This window comes from Roseimicrobium gellanilyticum, assembly GCF_003315205.1.
GTDB lineage: Bacteria > Verrucomicrobiota > Verrucomicrobiia > Verrucomicrobiales > Verrucomicrobiaceae > Roseimicrobium > Roseimicrobium gellanilyticum.
In genome coordinates this window covers 58,700-74,936 of sequence record NZ_QNRR01000001.1, presented here as the reverse complement: position 1 = coordinate 74,936, position 16,237 = coordinate 58,700, and the positions used below count along the sequence as shown (strand labels likewise).

Sequence of the window (16,237 nt, the reverse complement as noted above, 5' to 3'; positions counted from 1 at the left end):
AAATCCGCTTCCCCTCACTCCCCCCAGGGCGAGCTCGGATAGCTCCCGAGAATCTTGATGGCGTCGCCGTCATTGATCACCACATCGAGCGACTTCTTCAAAGCCTCGTCGTGGCAATGACCCGTGACTTCAAGGAAGAACCGCACATGCGTTTGCGAAGCAGATTCTTCCACAGGCACCGGGCGATTTTCAATCTGCCGCACGTTGATGCCATGGTCGGCAAATGCCTTGAGTATCTCCAGCAGCGCGCCCACACGGTCGCGGGCAGTCACCATGAGCATGGTATGGTCATTTCCCGTAGCCGGGGCGGGTCGACGACCCAGCACGATGAAACGGGCCTGGGACGCACTGTCGTCGATTGAGGCCGCGATGATTTTCAGGCCCTGCAGTTCCGCACCAAGGGCCGTGCCCAGCGCAGCGGAGTTTGGGTGCTCGCAGGCGAAGGCAGCCGCCTGGCTGGTGCTGGGAGCTTCACGCAGCTCCACATCGGGAAAGTTATGCGTCAGCCATTTGCGGCACTGGGCAATCACCTGCGGGTGGCCATAGATGTAGTCCACCGTATCCTTGGGACCGTTGGACATGAGGACAGTTTCCGTTCGCCAAAGGAACTGCGAATAGATCTGCATAGGCGAGTCCACCAAGTGATCCAGCGTGTGATGCACTGCGCCCTCCGTGCTGTGCTCGATGGGCAGGACGCCGTAGTCCGCCTCCTGGGTGGTCACGCGCTCGAAAACATCTTCCGTGCTCGCCTCAGGGAGATACAGCACGCTGTTGCCAAAGCGGCTGATGGCCGCCTGGTGAGTCCAGGACCCCGCCGGACCCATGTAGGAAATGCGCATGTCCTGCTCCAGGGCCAGGGCGGCAGAGATGATCTCCCGGTAGATGGCGCGGATGGACTTCTCGGGAAGGCGGCCCTTGTTCTGCTTGTTCAGCTCGATGAGTTTCTTCAGCAGCCGCTCCTCGCGGTCCGGGGCGTAGATCTCCAGTCCCTCCTTGCGTTTGATTTCCCCAACGTGATGCACCAGATCGGCGCGCTCGTTCAGGAGGCGAAGGAGGTCCTGATCCACGCGGTCAATCTCAATACGAACGTCTTCCAGTGTCATGATGATGTGAGGAAATCCCGAGGATTTAGAGCGAGCGCTGCCGGGGTGGAAAGTAGAAAATGCACTCGAAGGCAAATCGGGTGATCCGGAGCGGGTCTGGCCCAAGGGGAAATTCAGGGGGCGGCGCGCGTTTGGGTGCAATAGATGCCACCAAATAGACTCACTCCTGCCCACTCGGTTTGTGGCTGGGAGCTTCCCCTTTCACGCGCCATTCATGCCCAAGGAGTGGGAACGCCTCGTTCCCATCAGTACGTAACTACCCCTTGTGATTCGGCACCCACGCGACCTCTCTTGTGTCGGAGAAGCGCTTCGGGCGGGGTAAATCATGCACCCTTTCACCATGGGAACGAGGCGTTCCCACTCCTTGGGTCGCAGCATCCTCTTGGGGTCAAATCCTCCACAGGAGTTCGTGCAAAGGCCTTGAGACTTTTCGCCTGCTCTCTCTTGGAGGTCATCGCCCCCTACTTCAAATACTTGTCAAACCAGTCCCCTGCCGCCTTGGCAGTCTCATCCAGCCAGGGCTGGCTCATCCAGAACGGATGCGGGGCGCCTTTCAGAGTGATCACTTCCGTGGGTACGCCCAGCGCACGCAGCTTCACCTGCATCTCGGGGCGACCAATCTTTTCCGTGTCATGTTCCCCTTCGAGGAACAAGGTGGGCGGGCAACCCTGCTTCACGTGGGTGATGGGCGAGGCCTGGGCGTACAGCGCCTTGTTCTCGTCGAATTTACCAAGGTATTGAATCACCGCCTCGTTGTTCTGCATCCGGTTCGACTCCACAAAGTCCATGGTCGCAGCCATCACGATGCAGGCTTTGATAGCAGTGGACTGCTCAGGCTCACCACCGGTGCCCTCCAACTCCTTCACGCCCCCGGTCATTCCCATCAATCCGCTGAGCTGGCCGCCGGCGGAACCGCCCGCGACGCCAATCCGCTCAGGGTCGAGGTGATACTCTCCCGCATGTGCCCGGAGGAAACGCAAGGCCGCTTTGCAATCATGCAGCGCTGCCGGGAACTTGCCATCGGTGGAGAGGCGGTAGGCCACTTGGGCGACCACATATCCGCGCTGGGCCAGACGCTCCGCCAGAGGCTTGTCTGCCTCCACCTGACGAGCCCTCCAGCCTCCGCCGTGAATGAGCAGGATGGCAGGATACTTGCCCGGAGCCTTGGGAACATAGATGTCCAGGAGCACGGAGAAGTCACCCACACGAGAGCACTCAATCTTCTCATGCAGAGCCAGTGTGTCGGGCAAGGCGGGCAGCACCTTGGTGAACTTTGGTTTCGCAGGCGCTGGAGTCTTGGGCTTTTCAGGAGCCTGGGCAAAAGCAGCCGATGCAAATGCCACGGCAATGGTGGCAGCGAGGATGGCGGAAAGTGTTTTCATGGCAGAAAAGGCAGCTGGGGTAGCCGGGTAGAGAAACAGGCGCTCACCAAACCATAGAACGCATTCGGCTGAACGACGCCGTATGACCGTCTCTTCCACAAGACTGCCCACTTACCACGCAGCTTCGTAGAGCGCGATGAAATCAGCCTCCGTCAGCGGGCGTGGATTGAAGTTGGCAGTCCACTGCTTTGCGGCTCCTTGGGCCAGCACCGGGATGCGTTCGCGATCCACGTTCAGCTCGCGAAGCTGCGTGCAGAGGCCAGCGGCGCGAAGGAGTTCCGTGACACGTCCCGGCAGATCATTGGCGTGGTAGCTGGCATAGATCTCGGCGATTTCGGGAAGTCCGGAATTGAAGCGGATGATGTGTGGCAGCATCAAACCCACCGCCTGACCGTGCACGATATCGAACTCCGCCGTGAGCGGGTTCGCGCAGGAGTGGGCGGCGCCGAGCATCGAATTCTCGATGGCCGTGCCCGCGAAAGCAGCACCCAGCTGCATGGAGCTTCGCGCTTCCAGGTCCGCTGGGTTTTTCAGCACGCGCTCGAAGCCGCGCATGAGAAAGCGGAACGACTGGCGGGAATAGGTGGTGGAAAGCGGATTGCGCTTGTTCGTTACCGCCGTCTCCAGTGCATGTGCCACGGCATCAATGCCCGTCACGGCGGTGACGCGTGCCGGTTGGGAGACCGTGAGCTCCGGATCCAACAGGGCAATTTTTGCCGCGGCCTTGGGGTCGCCGCAGGCCATCTTCACATGCGTCACGGCATCCGAGATGAGGGCAAAACTCTGGCACTCACTGCCCGTGCCTGCCGTGGTGGGCACGGCGATGAGGGGCAGCATAGCCTTCGTGGCCTTTCCCACGCCCCAGTAGTCCTTCATCGTGCCACCATTGGTGAGGATGAAGTTGCAGCCCTTGGCAGTGTCCATGCTGCTGCCGCCACCGAGGCCGATGATGAGGTCTGTCTTGAACTCCCTGGCGAATTCCACACAGGCATCCACATCCAGGTTCGTGGGATTCTCATGCACCTGGTCGAACACCGCCGACTCCAAGCCCGCCTTGCGCAAAGCCTCCACGGCATGCCCGGTGTGCCCGGCTTTTACAATGCCGGCATCCGAGACCACCAGCACCCGCTTGCCGCCGAGTTCCTGCGCCAGCTCACCAATGCGTTGCACGGTTCCGTTTCCGAAGACCAGGCGGGTGCGGGGGATGTGATCGAACGGCGCAAGAAGGGTTGTCACGCGGGTGAAGCGGGGGGCTTGAACTAAGGATGGAAGGAGGACGGCAGAACCTGGCTAGTTCTGCGCTACTTCGATGGAGCGGCGCTTGTAGAGGAACTCGAACATGTTCCCTTCATGCGGCTGGTTCCAGGAGATGCGCATCGTCGAGATGGGCCCGATGTTCAGACGCTCGATGAGCGGTGACTCGAGAAGCTGCTCGATGAAACGCGGGTCCTTCGTGATCGCGGTGACCACAAGCGAAGGCCCAATCTGCGCGAGCATGTCGGCCTGCGGCACTTCCACCACACTGGCGTAGGGGCAGAGGTATTCCTTGTTACTCAGCGTGTGCTTGAAGGAGTCGCACAGCACGATCGTGGGGCGCATGTACACACCACCGTCACGTTCAGCCTTGCGGGGACCACCGCGATATTTCGCCGTGATGTCTTCCGCGCCGGGCTCCTTGAGACCGTTCTCAATCGCGCCGTCGATGAACTCAGCCATCTTCGGATTGGCAAAGCCGCTGAGCTTCGCTTCGGGATCATCAGGCGAAGTCGGGGCCACGGGGCCAAGCGTCTTCGCGAGGGCGTCGGCGATTTCCTTGCCGTACTTCGGCACCACCACCGCAGAGGCATTGATACAGGAGCGGCCGCCGTTGTCTGAGATGGAACCGGCAATCAAGTCGATGAACTCGGGCCAGCGCTCGATTTCGTCCGCACCAATCAGAATTTTGCTGAAGCCAGGACCGTGGCACTCATATTTCGGATTGTCCTTGTACTGGGCCACAGTGTTTGCGTCGCCAAAGATGAGCGCGCGGCCGCAGATCTTCATCACTTCACCCGAACCTTCGTGGTCGGTGGGATAGAAGCCAAATGCCTCGGCAGGAGCGCCGGCAGCGATGAAGGCTTGAATGAGGCGGAACGGCGTCCACGGCTCTTCACGACCCGGCTTGATGATCACCGGAGTCTTCAGCGCAATCGCGGGAAGCCAGAGGGAATTCACCGCAGGAGAGTTGCTCGGCATCACCAGCCCCAGCGCATTCGTCGTGGGGTAGTAGCTCACCGGGCAACCAGCCTGCTCGCCGAAGCCGATGTCGATCACGCTTGTGTCCAGACCACGTGTCAGGCCATTGAGCACGGTGCGCATGTTGAAGAGCGCATCCGCCACCTTGGCGATGTTGCGCTTCACCATCGCGTGCGGCAGACCGCTCGTGCGGGAAAGCGTTTCTGTGTACTGCTGGACGGTCTGCGTGTGGCCCTTGTCGCCGAGAGGCAGCGTCCCTTCGGAAAACAGCTCACCCGCCTTCGCGGAGATGGCGATGAGCTGGTCCACGGTGAACTTGCGCAATGCCTGACGCGCCTCTCCGATGCGGTTGAGGTCACGCCGAAGGATGCCGGCATTCACCTGGCTCACGGTCGCCATGACCTCGCCGGTGCGGTGATCCTTCACCTCGACCTTGTCGAGGCTTTCATAGGGCTGCCCTTTGCGCAGGGCGGGTAGGTGCGGGATGCTGCTCATGATGACGACTGACTGCTGACTGATTAATACACGCCTTCCACGATCTTGTTCTCCATGGCACCGAAGGGACGCACCTCGGCCACACCGTCCCACTCATAGGGAGCACGGGGCTTGCGACGCAGGGCTTCGTCACGCTCAAGGAAGCGCGGCATGAAGAACTCCTTCGTCAGTGTGGTGAGTTCCACACGGCCCCAGGTGTCATAGTCCACGGTCACCTTGGTATCATCCGGCTTCACGACGCGAAGCACGGCGCGAGGCTGCGGCGCGTAGTAGGTGATGGAATAGTTGTCCTCCTTCTGGAGCGGCACGCTGGCGGCGAGGCCCATGAGCGTGTTGCCATAGGTGGGATAGAATCCGATGCGGCCTTCCAGCACTTCTTCCACAATGAAACGTACGTACTGGGGAGCCATGGTGGTGCCACCGCAGAACACGCCACGGATGCCGGCCTCATACACGTCCACCTTCTCGGCGAGTGCTTCGAGCAGCTTCGGCGTGGTGAAGAGCCCGCTGACCTTGCGATGTTTCAGGATGATCGCCGCCTGGTCCACCACGTGGTCCATGTACTGGCGCGCCACATCGAACTGCTTGTTCGAGATGAGCTTCTTCACAAAGCGCGGGTCGAGGTCGATGAAGTAGCAGGAAGAGCCACGCACATTGGCAAGGTGCTCAATGGCGAGCCGCAGGCGACGCGGACCGGTCGGTCCCATCATGAGCCATGCACCGCCGGGCGGGAAATGCTCATCCGAAATCTTGGTGGAGAATTCGCTGTAGTCCGTCTTGTAGTCCTCCCATCCGATGCGCTGCTTTGGCATGCCGGTGGTGCCACCGGTTTCGAAGATGTTGAAGGGCTTGCCCTTGTACGCGGCAGGCACCCACACTTCGGGCTGCAGGTCGCGCAGCCACTCATCCTGGAAGTGGGGGAACTTCTTCATGTCCTCCATCGACTTGATCTCCTGGCGGGGATCGAAGTTCTTCTTCGCCCAGTCCAGCCAGAACTGGCAGCCGGTTTCAGGGGAGAAGTGCCACTGGATGATTTCCTTGAGATGGGCTTCGAGGCGGTCTTGAGCGGTCATGGTCTTGAGAGATGCGTGGGAGTGGTGGTGGGCGGTGGGTGAACTGGGGCGGAAACGTTAGCGGGTTTTCACCCGCCTGCCACTGTCCCTGCAATTCGGGAGAGAAAGTGCCCCCGGCGCGCACTTTGGACAGAGCAATCGCCGGGGGCGGGACAGGTTCACAACAAAGGCAGATCCACCGAAACAGGTGACTCAGTTTTGGGCAACGCCCTGGGCTCCCTGCTTGAAGGCGTACAGGTGGGTGTGGCTGGCCACGTAGAGCACGCCATTGGCCGCGCTCACGCCACCGAGAATCGGAGCGGGGAACTCAATCACCGCGAGTTCCTTCATCTCCTTGCCCTCGGCGAGCACGAAGAGTTCGCCTTCTTCATTGCCGATGTACACCTTGCCATCTGCCACGAGCGGGCTCGCCCAGATGTGTCCCTTGGTGTCATACTTCCAGTATTCCTTGCCCGTCTTGGCATCCAGGCAGAAGAGGCGGCCGGTATAGTCGGCCACGTACACCAGTCCATCCTTGAGAGCAGGGGTGCTGATGGAGCGTTCGATGCCCTTGAAGGTCCACACGGCCTGGCCGGTGAAGTCGCCGGTCTTCTTCGGGTCGATGGCGCTGATCATGCCGAGGCCTTCACCGTGCTCGGGGTCCTGACCGATGGGCACGTACACAAGACCTTCATAGAACACAGGGGTCGCGATGATTTCGCTGGGGCCGTCGAACTCGGCATACTTGCGGGGCTTGCCACTGTCGTCCTTCCGGTACTCGGGAGGATTGGCATCATAGCGCCAGTACTCCTTCAGGATGTCGAGGTCTTCGTCGTTCTTCTTGGTCTCGGGGGCCATGCCATAGACCCAGCCATCGCCGGCAGCGAAGATGATCTGCTGCACGCCATTCACCATCGCCTCAATGGGTGAGGACCAGGAGCAGTGCAGTACGCGCTCGCTCACCACGTGATCCATTTCACCGAGCAGTTCACCGGTTTCCGCGCTCAGCATGATGAAGCTGGGAGCGTTCGGCGCGGGAATGTTCGAGTGGGTCCAGTCCACGCCATTGCAGGTGGGGACGAAGACCTTGTCACCAACCACGAGCGGGTAGCCGGAGGTGGCGTTGTGCTGGAACACACCGAGCTCCTTGTACATGTCATACACCCAGAGGATGTCGCAATCCGTGGGTCCGGGCTCCACCGGCACCGGCTTGCCATCGGGTCCGGGAGCGGCCATGAACTGGGCCTCATCCTGCATGCCCTGGTTGCCATTCGCCATGCCATCCACGTCGAAGCAGATGATCTGGCAACGGTTCCCGGGAACGTAACCCTTCTTGCCGACGATGGTGGGAGAACCGCAAATGCCGAGGTATTCCCAGTCATTCACCTTGCCGGTGCCCATCTTCGGGCTCACGAGCTGCCAGAGGAACTTGCCCGTCTTCTCCTCAAAGCACATCACAATACCGCGGTCACCAATGTGCTTGGGATTCCGCGGGCTTTCGTTGTTCGTGCCGACATACACCTTGCCATCGGCAATGATGGGCGAGCCGTAGGTCTGCGAGCCAAGCTTGGCCACCCAGAGACAGTTCTTGGTGGTGGACATGTCGATGTCCTCTGCACCAGGAGCCGCATTCGCTTCCTGGGCATCTGGGCGGAGACGACCCGCCGCCTTCGGCGCTGCTTTCGGACCCAGCTTCTTGCCGGGTTCCATTTCCGACGGAAGGCCCTTTTCATCGGACACCATGTTGCGCGCATTCACGCCGCCCCACTGGGTGTGGTCAGCAGCATGCAGGCAGCCCCAGGCGAGGCCCGCCGCGAGCATGAGGACAGTTTTCTTGTTCATCGCAGGGTAACTTAGATGTTGGTGGGGTTGGTGGTGGCGGCGGTTACTTGTTCGGGGTCACGGAGATGTTGTCCAGATAGGCGCGCTTCTGGTTCAGCGGGGTGAAGCTGAAAATGCCCGGTGAGCCATTCTTATGGATACGTGCCAGCGGCACTTCAAGGGTCCAGGCTTCAGGCTCCGCCTGGCCCTTTTCCCAGGCCTTGGCGCGGACGGTGCCACCGCCATCGCCGTTCGCATCCACACGGGTCTTCAGAGTGTACCAGACATTGGCCTTCATCTTGAAGGGAGCGGTCGCCTTGAGACGCTCCATGTTGGAGCTGACTTCGAGCTGGCCGGCGTTGCCACGCAGCGCGATCATGTAGCGCTGGTTGATGAGGCCGATGTCCGACTTCACGCGGGCGCTGCCGTCCGTGAGCACGTCTGCCTGCATGGTGTAGTTGGACAGGTCGGACTTCGCAATGAATGCCGTCGCACGCTGGAAGAGGATGCGGTCAAACGTCTTCGCAAAGACCTTCTCACCGTTCAACTCACGCACGTCGAATTTCAGACGAGCACCGATCCATGGCAGGGGCGGGAAGGCGAACTTCACGTGCTCCGAAGGCTGCTCTTCGTTGAGTTCCACGGCACTGAAATCCTGATTGATGGGAAGGTTCTGAAGCAAGCGTCCACGGATGGTGCCGAAGATGCCACCTTCACCCGTGGCCTTGAAAGCACCTGCGGAGAGGTGGGCTTCGGGTCCGGCAACCAGTTCACCCTTGTCGTTGAACTTGGCGTCCATGGTGCTCTTCACGCGAGCGGTCGGAGGGATGAAGGACTCCCACTTCACATTCTTCGCTTCGCCAACCACGAAGCCATTGGCATCGATTTCACGCACGCGGAACTTCTGGGTAGCGCCGGGGGTCAGCACCACTTCTGCGGGAATAGCCTGCAGCGCAGCGGGCTTGCCGGCTTTGGGCATTTCCGGGGCAGCAATCGTGTCTGTGGTGATACCCTTGTTCTCAATGGTGAAGCAATAGAACTTCACCGTGGTATGCACGAAGAGCTGGCCATTGCACACCACCGGAGCGCCGAGGCACTGGCCGTCGAGTTTCACTTCCTGGAGGATTTCACCATCCTTGTCACCGGGCTTCATCACGACCAGGCGGCCATCAAGAAGGGTCAGATAGAGGAGGCCATCCACATACAGCGGCGTGGCATGCACGTTGCCAGTCGCCATCTTCTTGGTCCACAGAGTTTCTCCCGTGTCGGCGCTCACGACATTGAGAACGCCAGTGTCATCGAGCTGGAAAATGCGATTGCCGACCAGCACAGGGGAACCGTTGCTCGAACCCACAGGGGAACGCCAGGCTTCCGCGTCTGCCGTGGCCAGCGGGATGATCTCACCTTCGGGGCTCAGATTCGGAGTGAGCTTCGCAGGAATCTTGATGGAAGCGAGGCGGCCCTTCTCGGAGGAGTCCACGTTTTCATCGCCGTGCACCGCAATGATGTTGTTCTTATAAAGCAGCACGGAAGCATTCACGCCATTCTTTGCTGCCTGGAAACGGAAGAGCGGCTTGCCAGTGCGGGCGTTCACGCACACCACATTGCCGCAGCCGGTGCCGGAGTAGAATACGCGCTTGCCGTCTCGGGTTTCGAAGACCGGCGTGGAGAAGGAACTGTCCACCGGCGGGACAATGCCTGGGCGGGACCACCACACGAGCTCGCCCGTCATTTTGTCATACGCATAGAAGCGGTCGGCGGCAGGACCGTCTGCGCCCCAGTTGGAGGTGATGCCGTGGATGATGACCAGGTCGCCTTCAATCACCGGCGTACCCACGCGGGCGTTCGGGAAGCTCATGCGGCCGTAGTCTTCCATCGTCGAGATGGTCCACTGGAGTTTCCCGTCGAAGTCATAACAGGAGAACATGCCGTAGTGGGTGATCAAATAGACCCGCTTCGTCTCGGGGTCGACCGCCGGGGCTCCAATCGAATAGCGGTCATAAATGGTATCGCTCAGGAAATCCTGGAACTCGTGCTCCCAGATTTTCTTGCCAGTGGCAGCGTCGAGGCAGCTGAGGATTTCCACCAAGTTGCCGTCCTTGCCCCGGTAGCCCCAGGAGAAGACCTTGCCATCGCACACCACCGGTGTGCCACGGCCATTGCTGTCATACACCCAGGCAGGGGAAGGGTTCAGCTTGCCGTTCTTATAATGTTCAGCGGAGACCCCGTTCTGATAAGGGCCACGCCAGGTGGTCCAGTTGTTCTTTCCATTACCAGCGTCAGCCGCAGAAGCGGGGATGACGGCCGGGGCGAAAACGGAGAGTCCGACGGCAAGGAGAGCCAGGTGGCGGTGATGCAGGGTCATGACGGATTGGTGGGAAAACGGCAGGGACAAAACTCAACACGGGGCGTCTAAAGACTTCAACCAAAAGCGCAAACCCGGCCGAGCACCGCAACGCGGAGCGAAGGAACGGGGGCGATGGGAGAAATCTATCAGAAGCAGCATGTCTGACGCAGGGTGGGAAGAAACCCGCGAGGGTCACGGGTTGAGGGACATGTCTTGAACCGCCGTAGAGGTGTTTTTTGGACTCCTCGTGACGCACTTTTTCTGGATTTCAGCTCGAACATTCACGTCACGCTTCGGGCGGCGGGGGACATGCCTTTAGAGAGAACCAGTCCCCTCCATGAGAATCTCTATCATACGTCGCCACCACATCCGCAGGTCGGTTTCATTGCTCAGCCTGCTCGCCGCCTCGGTGCTAAGCCTTACCGCAGGCACCTCCCCAGCCCAGCATTTTGGCTCCGCCTTCCGTGCGGGAGACATCGGCAATGACGAAATCACCGACATCGTCCGCGACAAAGAAGGCAACCTCTACGTGACCGGCTTCTTCATGGAGACCGTGGACTTCGACCCGGGTCCGGGCCTCGCCAAACTCTCCAGCGCGGGCGGGTATGATGCCTTTGTGGCGAAGTACGACCACGACAACCAACTCATCTGGGCCAGGCGGGTCGGGGGAACCGGAACGGAATTCTCCCAAGCCCTGGCACTGGATCCCTCCGGCAATGTGGTGTGCACCGGCAGCTTCGAAGGCACGAGCGATTTCAATCCGGGCCCGGCCACGTTCAACCTCATCAGCGCCGGACAGGACGACAGCTTCGTGTGCAAGCTGGACACGGACGGCAACTTCGTCTGGGCAAAACGTCTTGGAGGCACAAGCCGAGAGACGGCCAACGACATTGCCATCGATGCCAGTGGAAACGTCATCACCGTGGGACGCTTCAGTGGCACCGCCGACTTCGACCCCGGCCTCCTGACCACCAACCTCACCGCCGTAGCATTCCAGGACATCTATATCAGCAAGCTCAGTGCGAATGGTCTCTTCATCTGGGCCAAGACCTTGGGTGGCTCAGGAGATGACGACAATGCCTCTGCCGTTGCCGTGGACGCCGCCGGCCATGTGTACACCACGGGCTGGTTTTCCGGCACGAATGACTTCGACCCCGGTCCCGGCATCACTGCCGTAACCGCCACCACGGCAGATCAGACGGACCTCTTCATCCACAAGTTGAGCAGTGCCGGCATCTTTCAGTGGGTGAAACGTGTCGGTAGCACTGCGGAGGAACGTGCCCATGATCTCGCTCTGGACGCTGCGGGGAACATCCATCTCATCGGCAGCTTCTTCGGCACTGTGGACTTCGACCCGAATGGTGGTGTGTTCCAACTCAGCAGCGCCCATGGCACGAGCTTCGTGAGCGTGCTGAACAGCAATGGCGCTCTCCTCTGGGCGAAGAATACCGCAGGATCGAGCGACGCCCTGGCGGTGGACTCTCTGGGAAACATCCTGCTCACCGGAAAATTCAGCGGCACGGTGGACTTCGATACCGGTCCAGCTGCGCTCCTTCTGACCTCAACCACTTCCGCGAACCCGGATGTGTTCGTCAGCAAACTCAACGTACTGGGTAATCTGGAGTGGGCCATCCGCATGGGCGGCGCCGAGAGTGAGTTCGGCAATGCCATCACGACAGATGCGGTCTCGGCCAATGTCTGGTGCTGCGGTCACCACGACGGCACAGGAGACTACGACCCCGGAGATGGAGTGCTCAACCTTACCAACGCAGGACCTGACGGCGTTTTCGACGCGTTCGTTGTGCGCCTCACCACCCACTCGAAAGTTCTCTGGAGCGACGAGTCAGGCAATGCCACCCTGCTCACGGTGGATGGCTGCGGCGACAAGGTGGACTCGAAATCCTACTCAGTTCCCGGCTTCATCGCCACCAGCTATGACCGTACCGGCGAAGGTGCCGTGGGCAGAATGTTGTGGTCTGATCCCAACAGCGGCAAAGCGCTGGTCTGGACGCTCAACACTTCGGACGAGATCAAAATCGAGACGCAGATCGAAAACAAGCCAGGATGGAAAGCGGTCAGCTACCGCATTGGCACGGACGGTACTGGTAAGATTTTGTGGGAACACACAGACGGCGCAAAGCAGTTCTGGACGGTGGACTTCGTCGGCAAGCTGGTGTGCGCTACGGAGTTCCAAAGTGCCGAAGGATGGACGGTAAAAACCTTCTGCCGCTGAGCGAATAACCTACGGATTTTCCACGCCGGGTTTGCCGCCTCCACGGAGGTGGCAAGCCCTTTCTTTTGAGAAATGTGAAATTTCTCGGTAAATAAAATTGCAGCCGGAGCGGCTTCACCCCCTGTCAAACGGAATAATCCTAAAATTTTCGTAAAAGGGGCCCGAAACACCCTCTCAAAAGTGAGAATGAGGGTCTGTTTTTGAAAAAGTGCCCCCCCGCAATTGACGCCTCCCCAAAAGATTTTAAGATTCGACTGTCTGTGCGGACTCACGTTTGGCAGGCCGATTGGTACCAACCCGTTTGTTGTTCCCTTTCGTTCCGATCCTCGTATTGGTTGCTGGATCGCTAGCTCTCCGGTCGAAAGACCGGAGAGCTTTTTTTATGTGATGACGCGTCGATGCTCCCGCGTGAGGCCCCGCGATCATGGCATGAGAATCAAACTTGTGCTGCGCACCATGCACAACGCGCGATGGCAGCGTGTGATGAATGGTTTGAATCAGTGAACCGGATACAGCTTCTTCAGCGTTTCATCACCGAGCTCGCGCATCATCAGCTCCACCTCCTCATTCACACTCGCCACGCCCACATTCGAGCGTGAGGAATGTTTCCAGATGGCATCGACGCGCGCTTTGGCGTTGTCGACGAGCTGGCTGACTTCCATCTGCCAGTGTGCGGGGCGTGGATCGCGCTTCCAGGCACCTCGGCCGCGGCCGAAGTGCGCCACTGCCAGATAGCTGAGCAGCGCGAGCTTCACCTGCTCACGGAAGTGTTCACGGCTCCAGTGCAGCTTGTTGTCCTCACCGCGATCGAGATTGAAGGCCTTGATGAGCCGATAGCTGCCGAACACGCCAATCACCGCACCAACCAGCGCACCACCACCAAAGGTGAGCCCACCGGCCTTGAGGTCGGCAATCAATCCGGCAAGACCACCACTCACCGCGCCGCTCACCAGACTTGTGGCCGCGACATCCATCTTCTGCGGCTCGGAGAAATCGGTCTGCGCCGCTTCCAGCAGTTCCTTGCCAGCATCACCTTCCAAGCCATGCAAAGCAAGCAGCTCATTCACCGTCTGCTCCATGCGAGCAGAGAGGGACTCGCACAACTTCTGCCGCGCTGCCGCGCGCTCGGCATCCGCCTCGGGCATGGGCACGTGCAGGGCGTCCGCCACGCTGCGCAGGGACTTCTCCAGGAAACCCACGGGCTTCACCGGCACACCATCCAGTGCATTGGCCGTGAGCTGATGGGAGAGTGCACGCATGGACTTGCGGAACACTTCCTCATTCCGTGCGTTCCAGGCCTTCTCCACGATGATGAAGTCATCCTTCTTCTCCGCGGGAAGCACCTCCTCGATGGCGCGCATGAGTTCGCCCTCCTGCACCCAGCAGCGGGAGAAGGCATCCATGTTCAGCACGGCTTTCACGATGGGAAACTTCGTGAGGTGGTTGCGCCACAGACGTTCTTCCGCGGCTTCCTCTTCCACCGGCCGTGGTACGCCGGTTTGATTCAGCAGCACCAGCACGGGTTTGCCAAGCCAGCCGAGGATTTCCATCTCCGCTTCCACGAACGTGCCACCCGCGAGGGACTCACTGGCGTTCACCAGGTAGAGAACCACATCGGCCTCTTCGCGCACATTCCCCAACGCCTGCTGGCTGCACCAAAAAGGTTTGTCCGTGATGCGGTCCCACATCTGGCTGAAGAACCAGACGAGCGGACGATCCATCCGCTTCAGTCGCTTCAGCAAGCGGGCGGAGTCACCGAACCCCGGCGTGTCCCACAACACCAGAGACGCCTCATCCGCCTCCATGAGGGTGTAGGAGGTATTGAAGAGCGTGACGTGAGCCGCATCCCGCACCTCGCCCACATCGCGGCGCAACAATGTGCGCGCGAGCGTGGTCTTGCCCGCGTTGGTATGGGAGATGAGGCTGAGAGTGATGGCGGCCACGTGAGGGCGGAATCGGTCAAATGGTTGAACCCCATGCATTGCCACAGGGCGCGGCTTCGTCAATGCGCCATGAGATGCCCAAAGGTTGTATGGGAACACGCAAAGGCATCGCGGCTGGTAGGTTGCGGTGGCGGTACGTCATCGCGATCCCATCCCCGCCTCCATCTTCAGCCATTCCACTGGCAAACCATTCAGGGTTTCGCGCCACGAGGCGAGCCGCTCTGCCAGTCGCTTTTCACCATCCGCAAATCCAGCCCAGCGCTGGCGCAGTTCTCGATCCTCCAGCGCCACCACCAGCGGCGCGGAAGAAAGGCTGGCGTGCAGCTTCGCCGCAATCCCTTCCGCCAGTTCGCGCTGGATTTCTGACTCCGGCACGTTGGACATATTAAATACCAGCAACACACGAGGCGCGGCGGGCTGCCAGCTTTCGAGGTACTCCGTCTCTTCCGCGACGGGCACGCTCTGGAAATCCACATGCCCCACATCACGCCAGTGCTGGTGCGCCCATTGCCGCCAACGATCCTGCGAAGCGGCATCCGTCGGCAGGCCATGGGTCAACACATGCGCCGGTGCACCCGCTCCCTCCACCAGGGAAAGCACGCGCCGTGCGTACGCCTGCCACTCCGCGCCCTGCAATGCACGCCGCGAAATCTTTCGCGCATGCGCCAGCTCCATCAACAGGAGCAGGAACCGCGGGAGCACGACCAGCAGTCCGAGGGTCGCGCCATACAGGCAGATCCAGTCGCGTGCAGAAACGGGCGCCAGGGCATCCTTCCCATCCACGCGCTGCATGCCGGGAATCTTCTCCAGCGGCACCGGGATGCCGGTCACCTTGGACGCGGGTGCAAACAACCCCCCGAGAAATCGCGAGGCGCCATTCGACTCCAGCAGTGTGCTCTCCCAAACGGCGTGGTAATCCCGCGACCAGCCCCGCGCAAACATCCCCGCAATGCTGCCGATGGCAATGAGCGCAGCGCCGAGATGCAGCCACGCACGGAAACGCGAAGCGAGGCGTGCCCGCCATGTCCCACTCGTGAGTTCCTGGAATTTCGCCGGCGCCTTCTGCGGAAGGCGTGCCACGGCATCCTGCGTCGAGGGAGACTTCCACGCGGAGATGCGACGGAAGAACTGCTCCACGCGCTCACCCCTGGCGCTTTCATTCGAAGGACGCAGCAATGCCACGAGACTGAGGACCACGACGACGGCATTCCACGCGAGGATGCCCATGAGCGGCAGCGCGAGAAGATTGATCTCCCTCTCCTGCCCCACGGCGGAAAGAACCCATCCGATGCCAAACGCCGCGATCCATCCTGTGCTGACCAACCAGCCAGGAATCGCAGGCACGCCAAGCACTGACTCCACGGGCTCCTTCGTGCGCCCGATCAATGCAGCGGAGCGTCGGATGAGAAAGGCCAGTACATTCGAGCCGGCAACGCGTTTCGCTTCTTCGGTGGCCGCCCGCCGGGCGCCACCATCCCAGATGCGAGCCTCCGCATCTGTCTCCTCGACAGCGCGGGCGCGTGCGACCTGCTGAAAGTCATCCCAGTTCACTGGCGGGAACTTGCGCTGGAATGAGCTGCAAGCCAAGCGCTAAGAAATACGCCCTAGGTACCACCGCAGTTGAAG

Annotated in this window: 10 protein-coding genes; 1 reads left to right on the top strand and 9 read right to left on the bottom strand. The window is 60.4% G+C overall.

What is annotated here, in order from left to right; all coding sequences use genetic code 11:
* Positions 1-14: 14 nt before the first annotated feature.
* The 7 genes from DES53_RS00280 to DES53_RS00250 form a co-directional block, all read right to left on the bottom strand.
* Complete coding sequence (locus DES53_RS00280; protein WP_113956212.1) at positions 15-1,103, bottom strand: bifunctional chorismate mutase/prephenate dehydratase; 1,089 nt, start codon at positions 1,101-1,103, stop codon at positions 15-17.
* Between the two features lie 461 nt (positions 1,104-1,564).
* Complete coding sequence (locus tag DES53_RS00275) at positions 1,565-2,485, bottom strand: alpha/beta hydrolase (protein WP_113956211.1); 921 nt, start codon at positions 2,483-2,485, stop codon at positions 1,565-1,567.
* Between the two features lie 111 nt (positions 2,486-2,596).
* The gene (locus tag DES53_RS00270; protein WP_113956210.1) at positions 2,597-3,721 is read right to left on the bottom strand and encodes an iron-containing alcohol dehydrogenase; all 1,125 of its coding nucleotides are present in this window, start codon (positions 3,719-3,721) and stop codon (positions 2,597-2,599) included.
* A 54-nt stretch (positions 3,722-3,775) separates the two neighbouring features.
* Complete coding sequence (locus DES53_RS00265; protein WP_113956209.1) at positions 3,776-5,215, bottom strand: aldehyde dehydrogenase family protein; 1,440 nt, start codon at positions 5,213-5,215, stop codon at positions 3,776-3,778.
* A 23-nt stretch (positions 5,216-5,238) separates the two neighbouring features.
* Entirely contained in the window at positions 5,239-6,288 is a 1,050-nt protein-coding gene (locus DES53_RS00260; protein ID WP_113956208.1) for a hypothetical protein, read from the bottom strand.
* A 192-nt stretch (positions 6,289-6,480) separates the two neighbouring features.
* Complete coding sequence (locus DES53_RS00255; protein WP_113956207.1) at positions 6,481-8,109, bottom strand: outer membrane protein assembly factor BamB family protein; 1,629 nt, start codon at positions 8,107-8,109, stop codon at positions 6,481-6,483.
* A 43-nt stretch (positions 8,110-8,152) separates the two neighbouring features.
* Positions 8,153-10,453, bottom strand: a complete 2,301-nt coding sequence (locus DES53_RS00250; protein ID WP_113956206.1) for an outer membrane protein assembly factor BamB family protein — start codon at positions 10,451-10,453, stop codon at positions 8,153-8,155.
* A gap of 319 nt (positions 10,454-10,772) precedes the next feature.
* Between DES53_RS00250 and DES53_RS00245 the strand changes: the two genes are divergently transcribed.
* Positions 10,773-12,668, top strand: a complete 1,896-nt coding sequence (locus DES53_RS00245; protein ID WP_147263102.1) for an NHL repeat-containing protein — start codon at positions 10,773-10,775, stop codon at positions 12,666-12,668.
* Positions 12,669-13,165: 497 nt separating this feature from the next.
* Here the strand turns inward: DES53_RS00245 and DES53_RS00240 are convergent, their stop codons facing one another.
* Together DES53_RS00240 and DES53_RS00235 are read right to left on the bottom strand one after the other, a co-directional pair.
* On the bottom strand, positions 13,166-14,611 hold the full coding sequence (locus DES53_RS00240) for a GTPase domain-containing protein (protein ID WP_170156749.1): 1,446 nt from the start codon (positions 14,609-14,611) through the stop codon (positions 13,166-13,168).
* A gap of 138 nt (positions 14,612-14,749) precedes the next feature.
* Positions 14,750-16,198: a DUF2868 domain-containing protein gene (locus DES53_RS00235; RefSeq protein ID WP_113956203.1), complete on the bottom strand. Its 1,449-nt coding sequence runs from the start codon at positions 16,196-16,198 to the stop codon at positions 14,750-14,752.
* Positions 16,199-16,237: the final 39 nt, after the last annotated feature.

Coding starts and splice junctions, on each gene's coding strand:
- DES53_RS00280 (WP_113956212.1), bottom strand. CDS start 1,103: ATGACACTGGAAGACGTTCGTATTGAGATTGACCGCGTGGATCAGGAC.
- DES53_RS00275 (WP_113956211.1), bottom strand. CDS start 2,485: ATGAAAACACTTTCCGCCATCCTCGCTGCCACCATTGCCGTGGCATTT.
- DES53_RS00265 (WP_113956209.1), bottom strand. CDS start 5,215: ATGAGCAGCATCCCGCACCTACCCGCCCTGCGCAAAGGGCAGCCCTAT.
- DES53_RS00260 (WP_113956208.1), bottom strand. CDS start 6,288: ATGACCGCTCAAGACCGCCTCGAAGCCCATCTCAAGGAAATCATCCAG.
- DES53_RS00255 (WP_113956207.1), bottom strand. CDS start 8,109: ATGAACAAGAAAACTGTCCTCATGCTCGCGGCGGGCCTCGCCTGGGGC.
- DES53_RS00250 (WP_113956206.1), bottom strand. CDS start 10,453: ATGACCCTGCATCACCGCCACCTGGCTCTCCTTGCCGTCGGACTCTCC.
- DES53_RS00245 (WP_147263102.1), top strand. CDS start 10,773: ATGAGAATCTCTATCATACGTCGCCACCACATCCGCAGGTCGGTTTCA.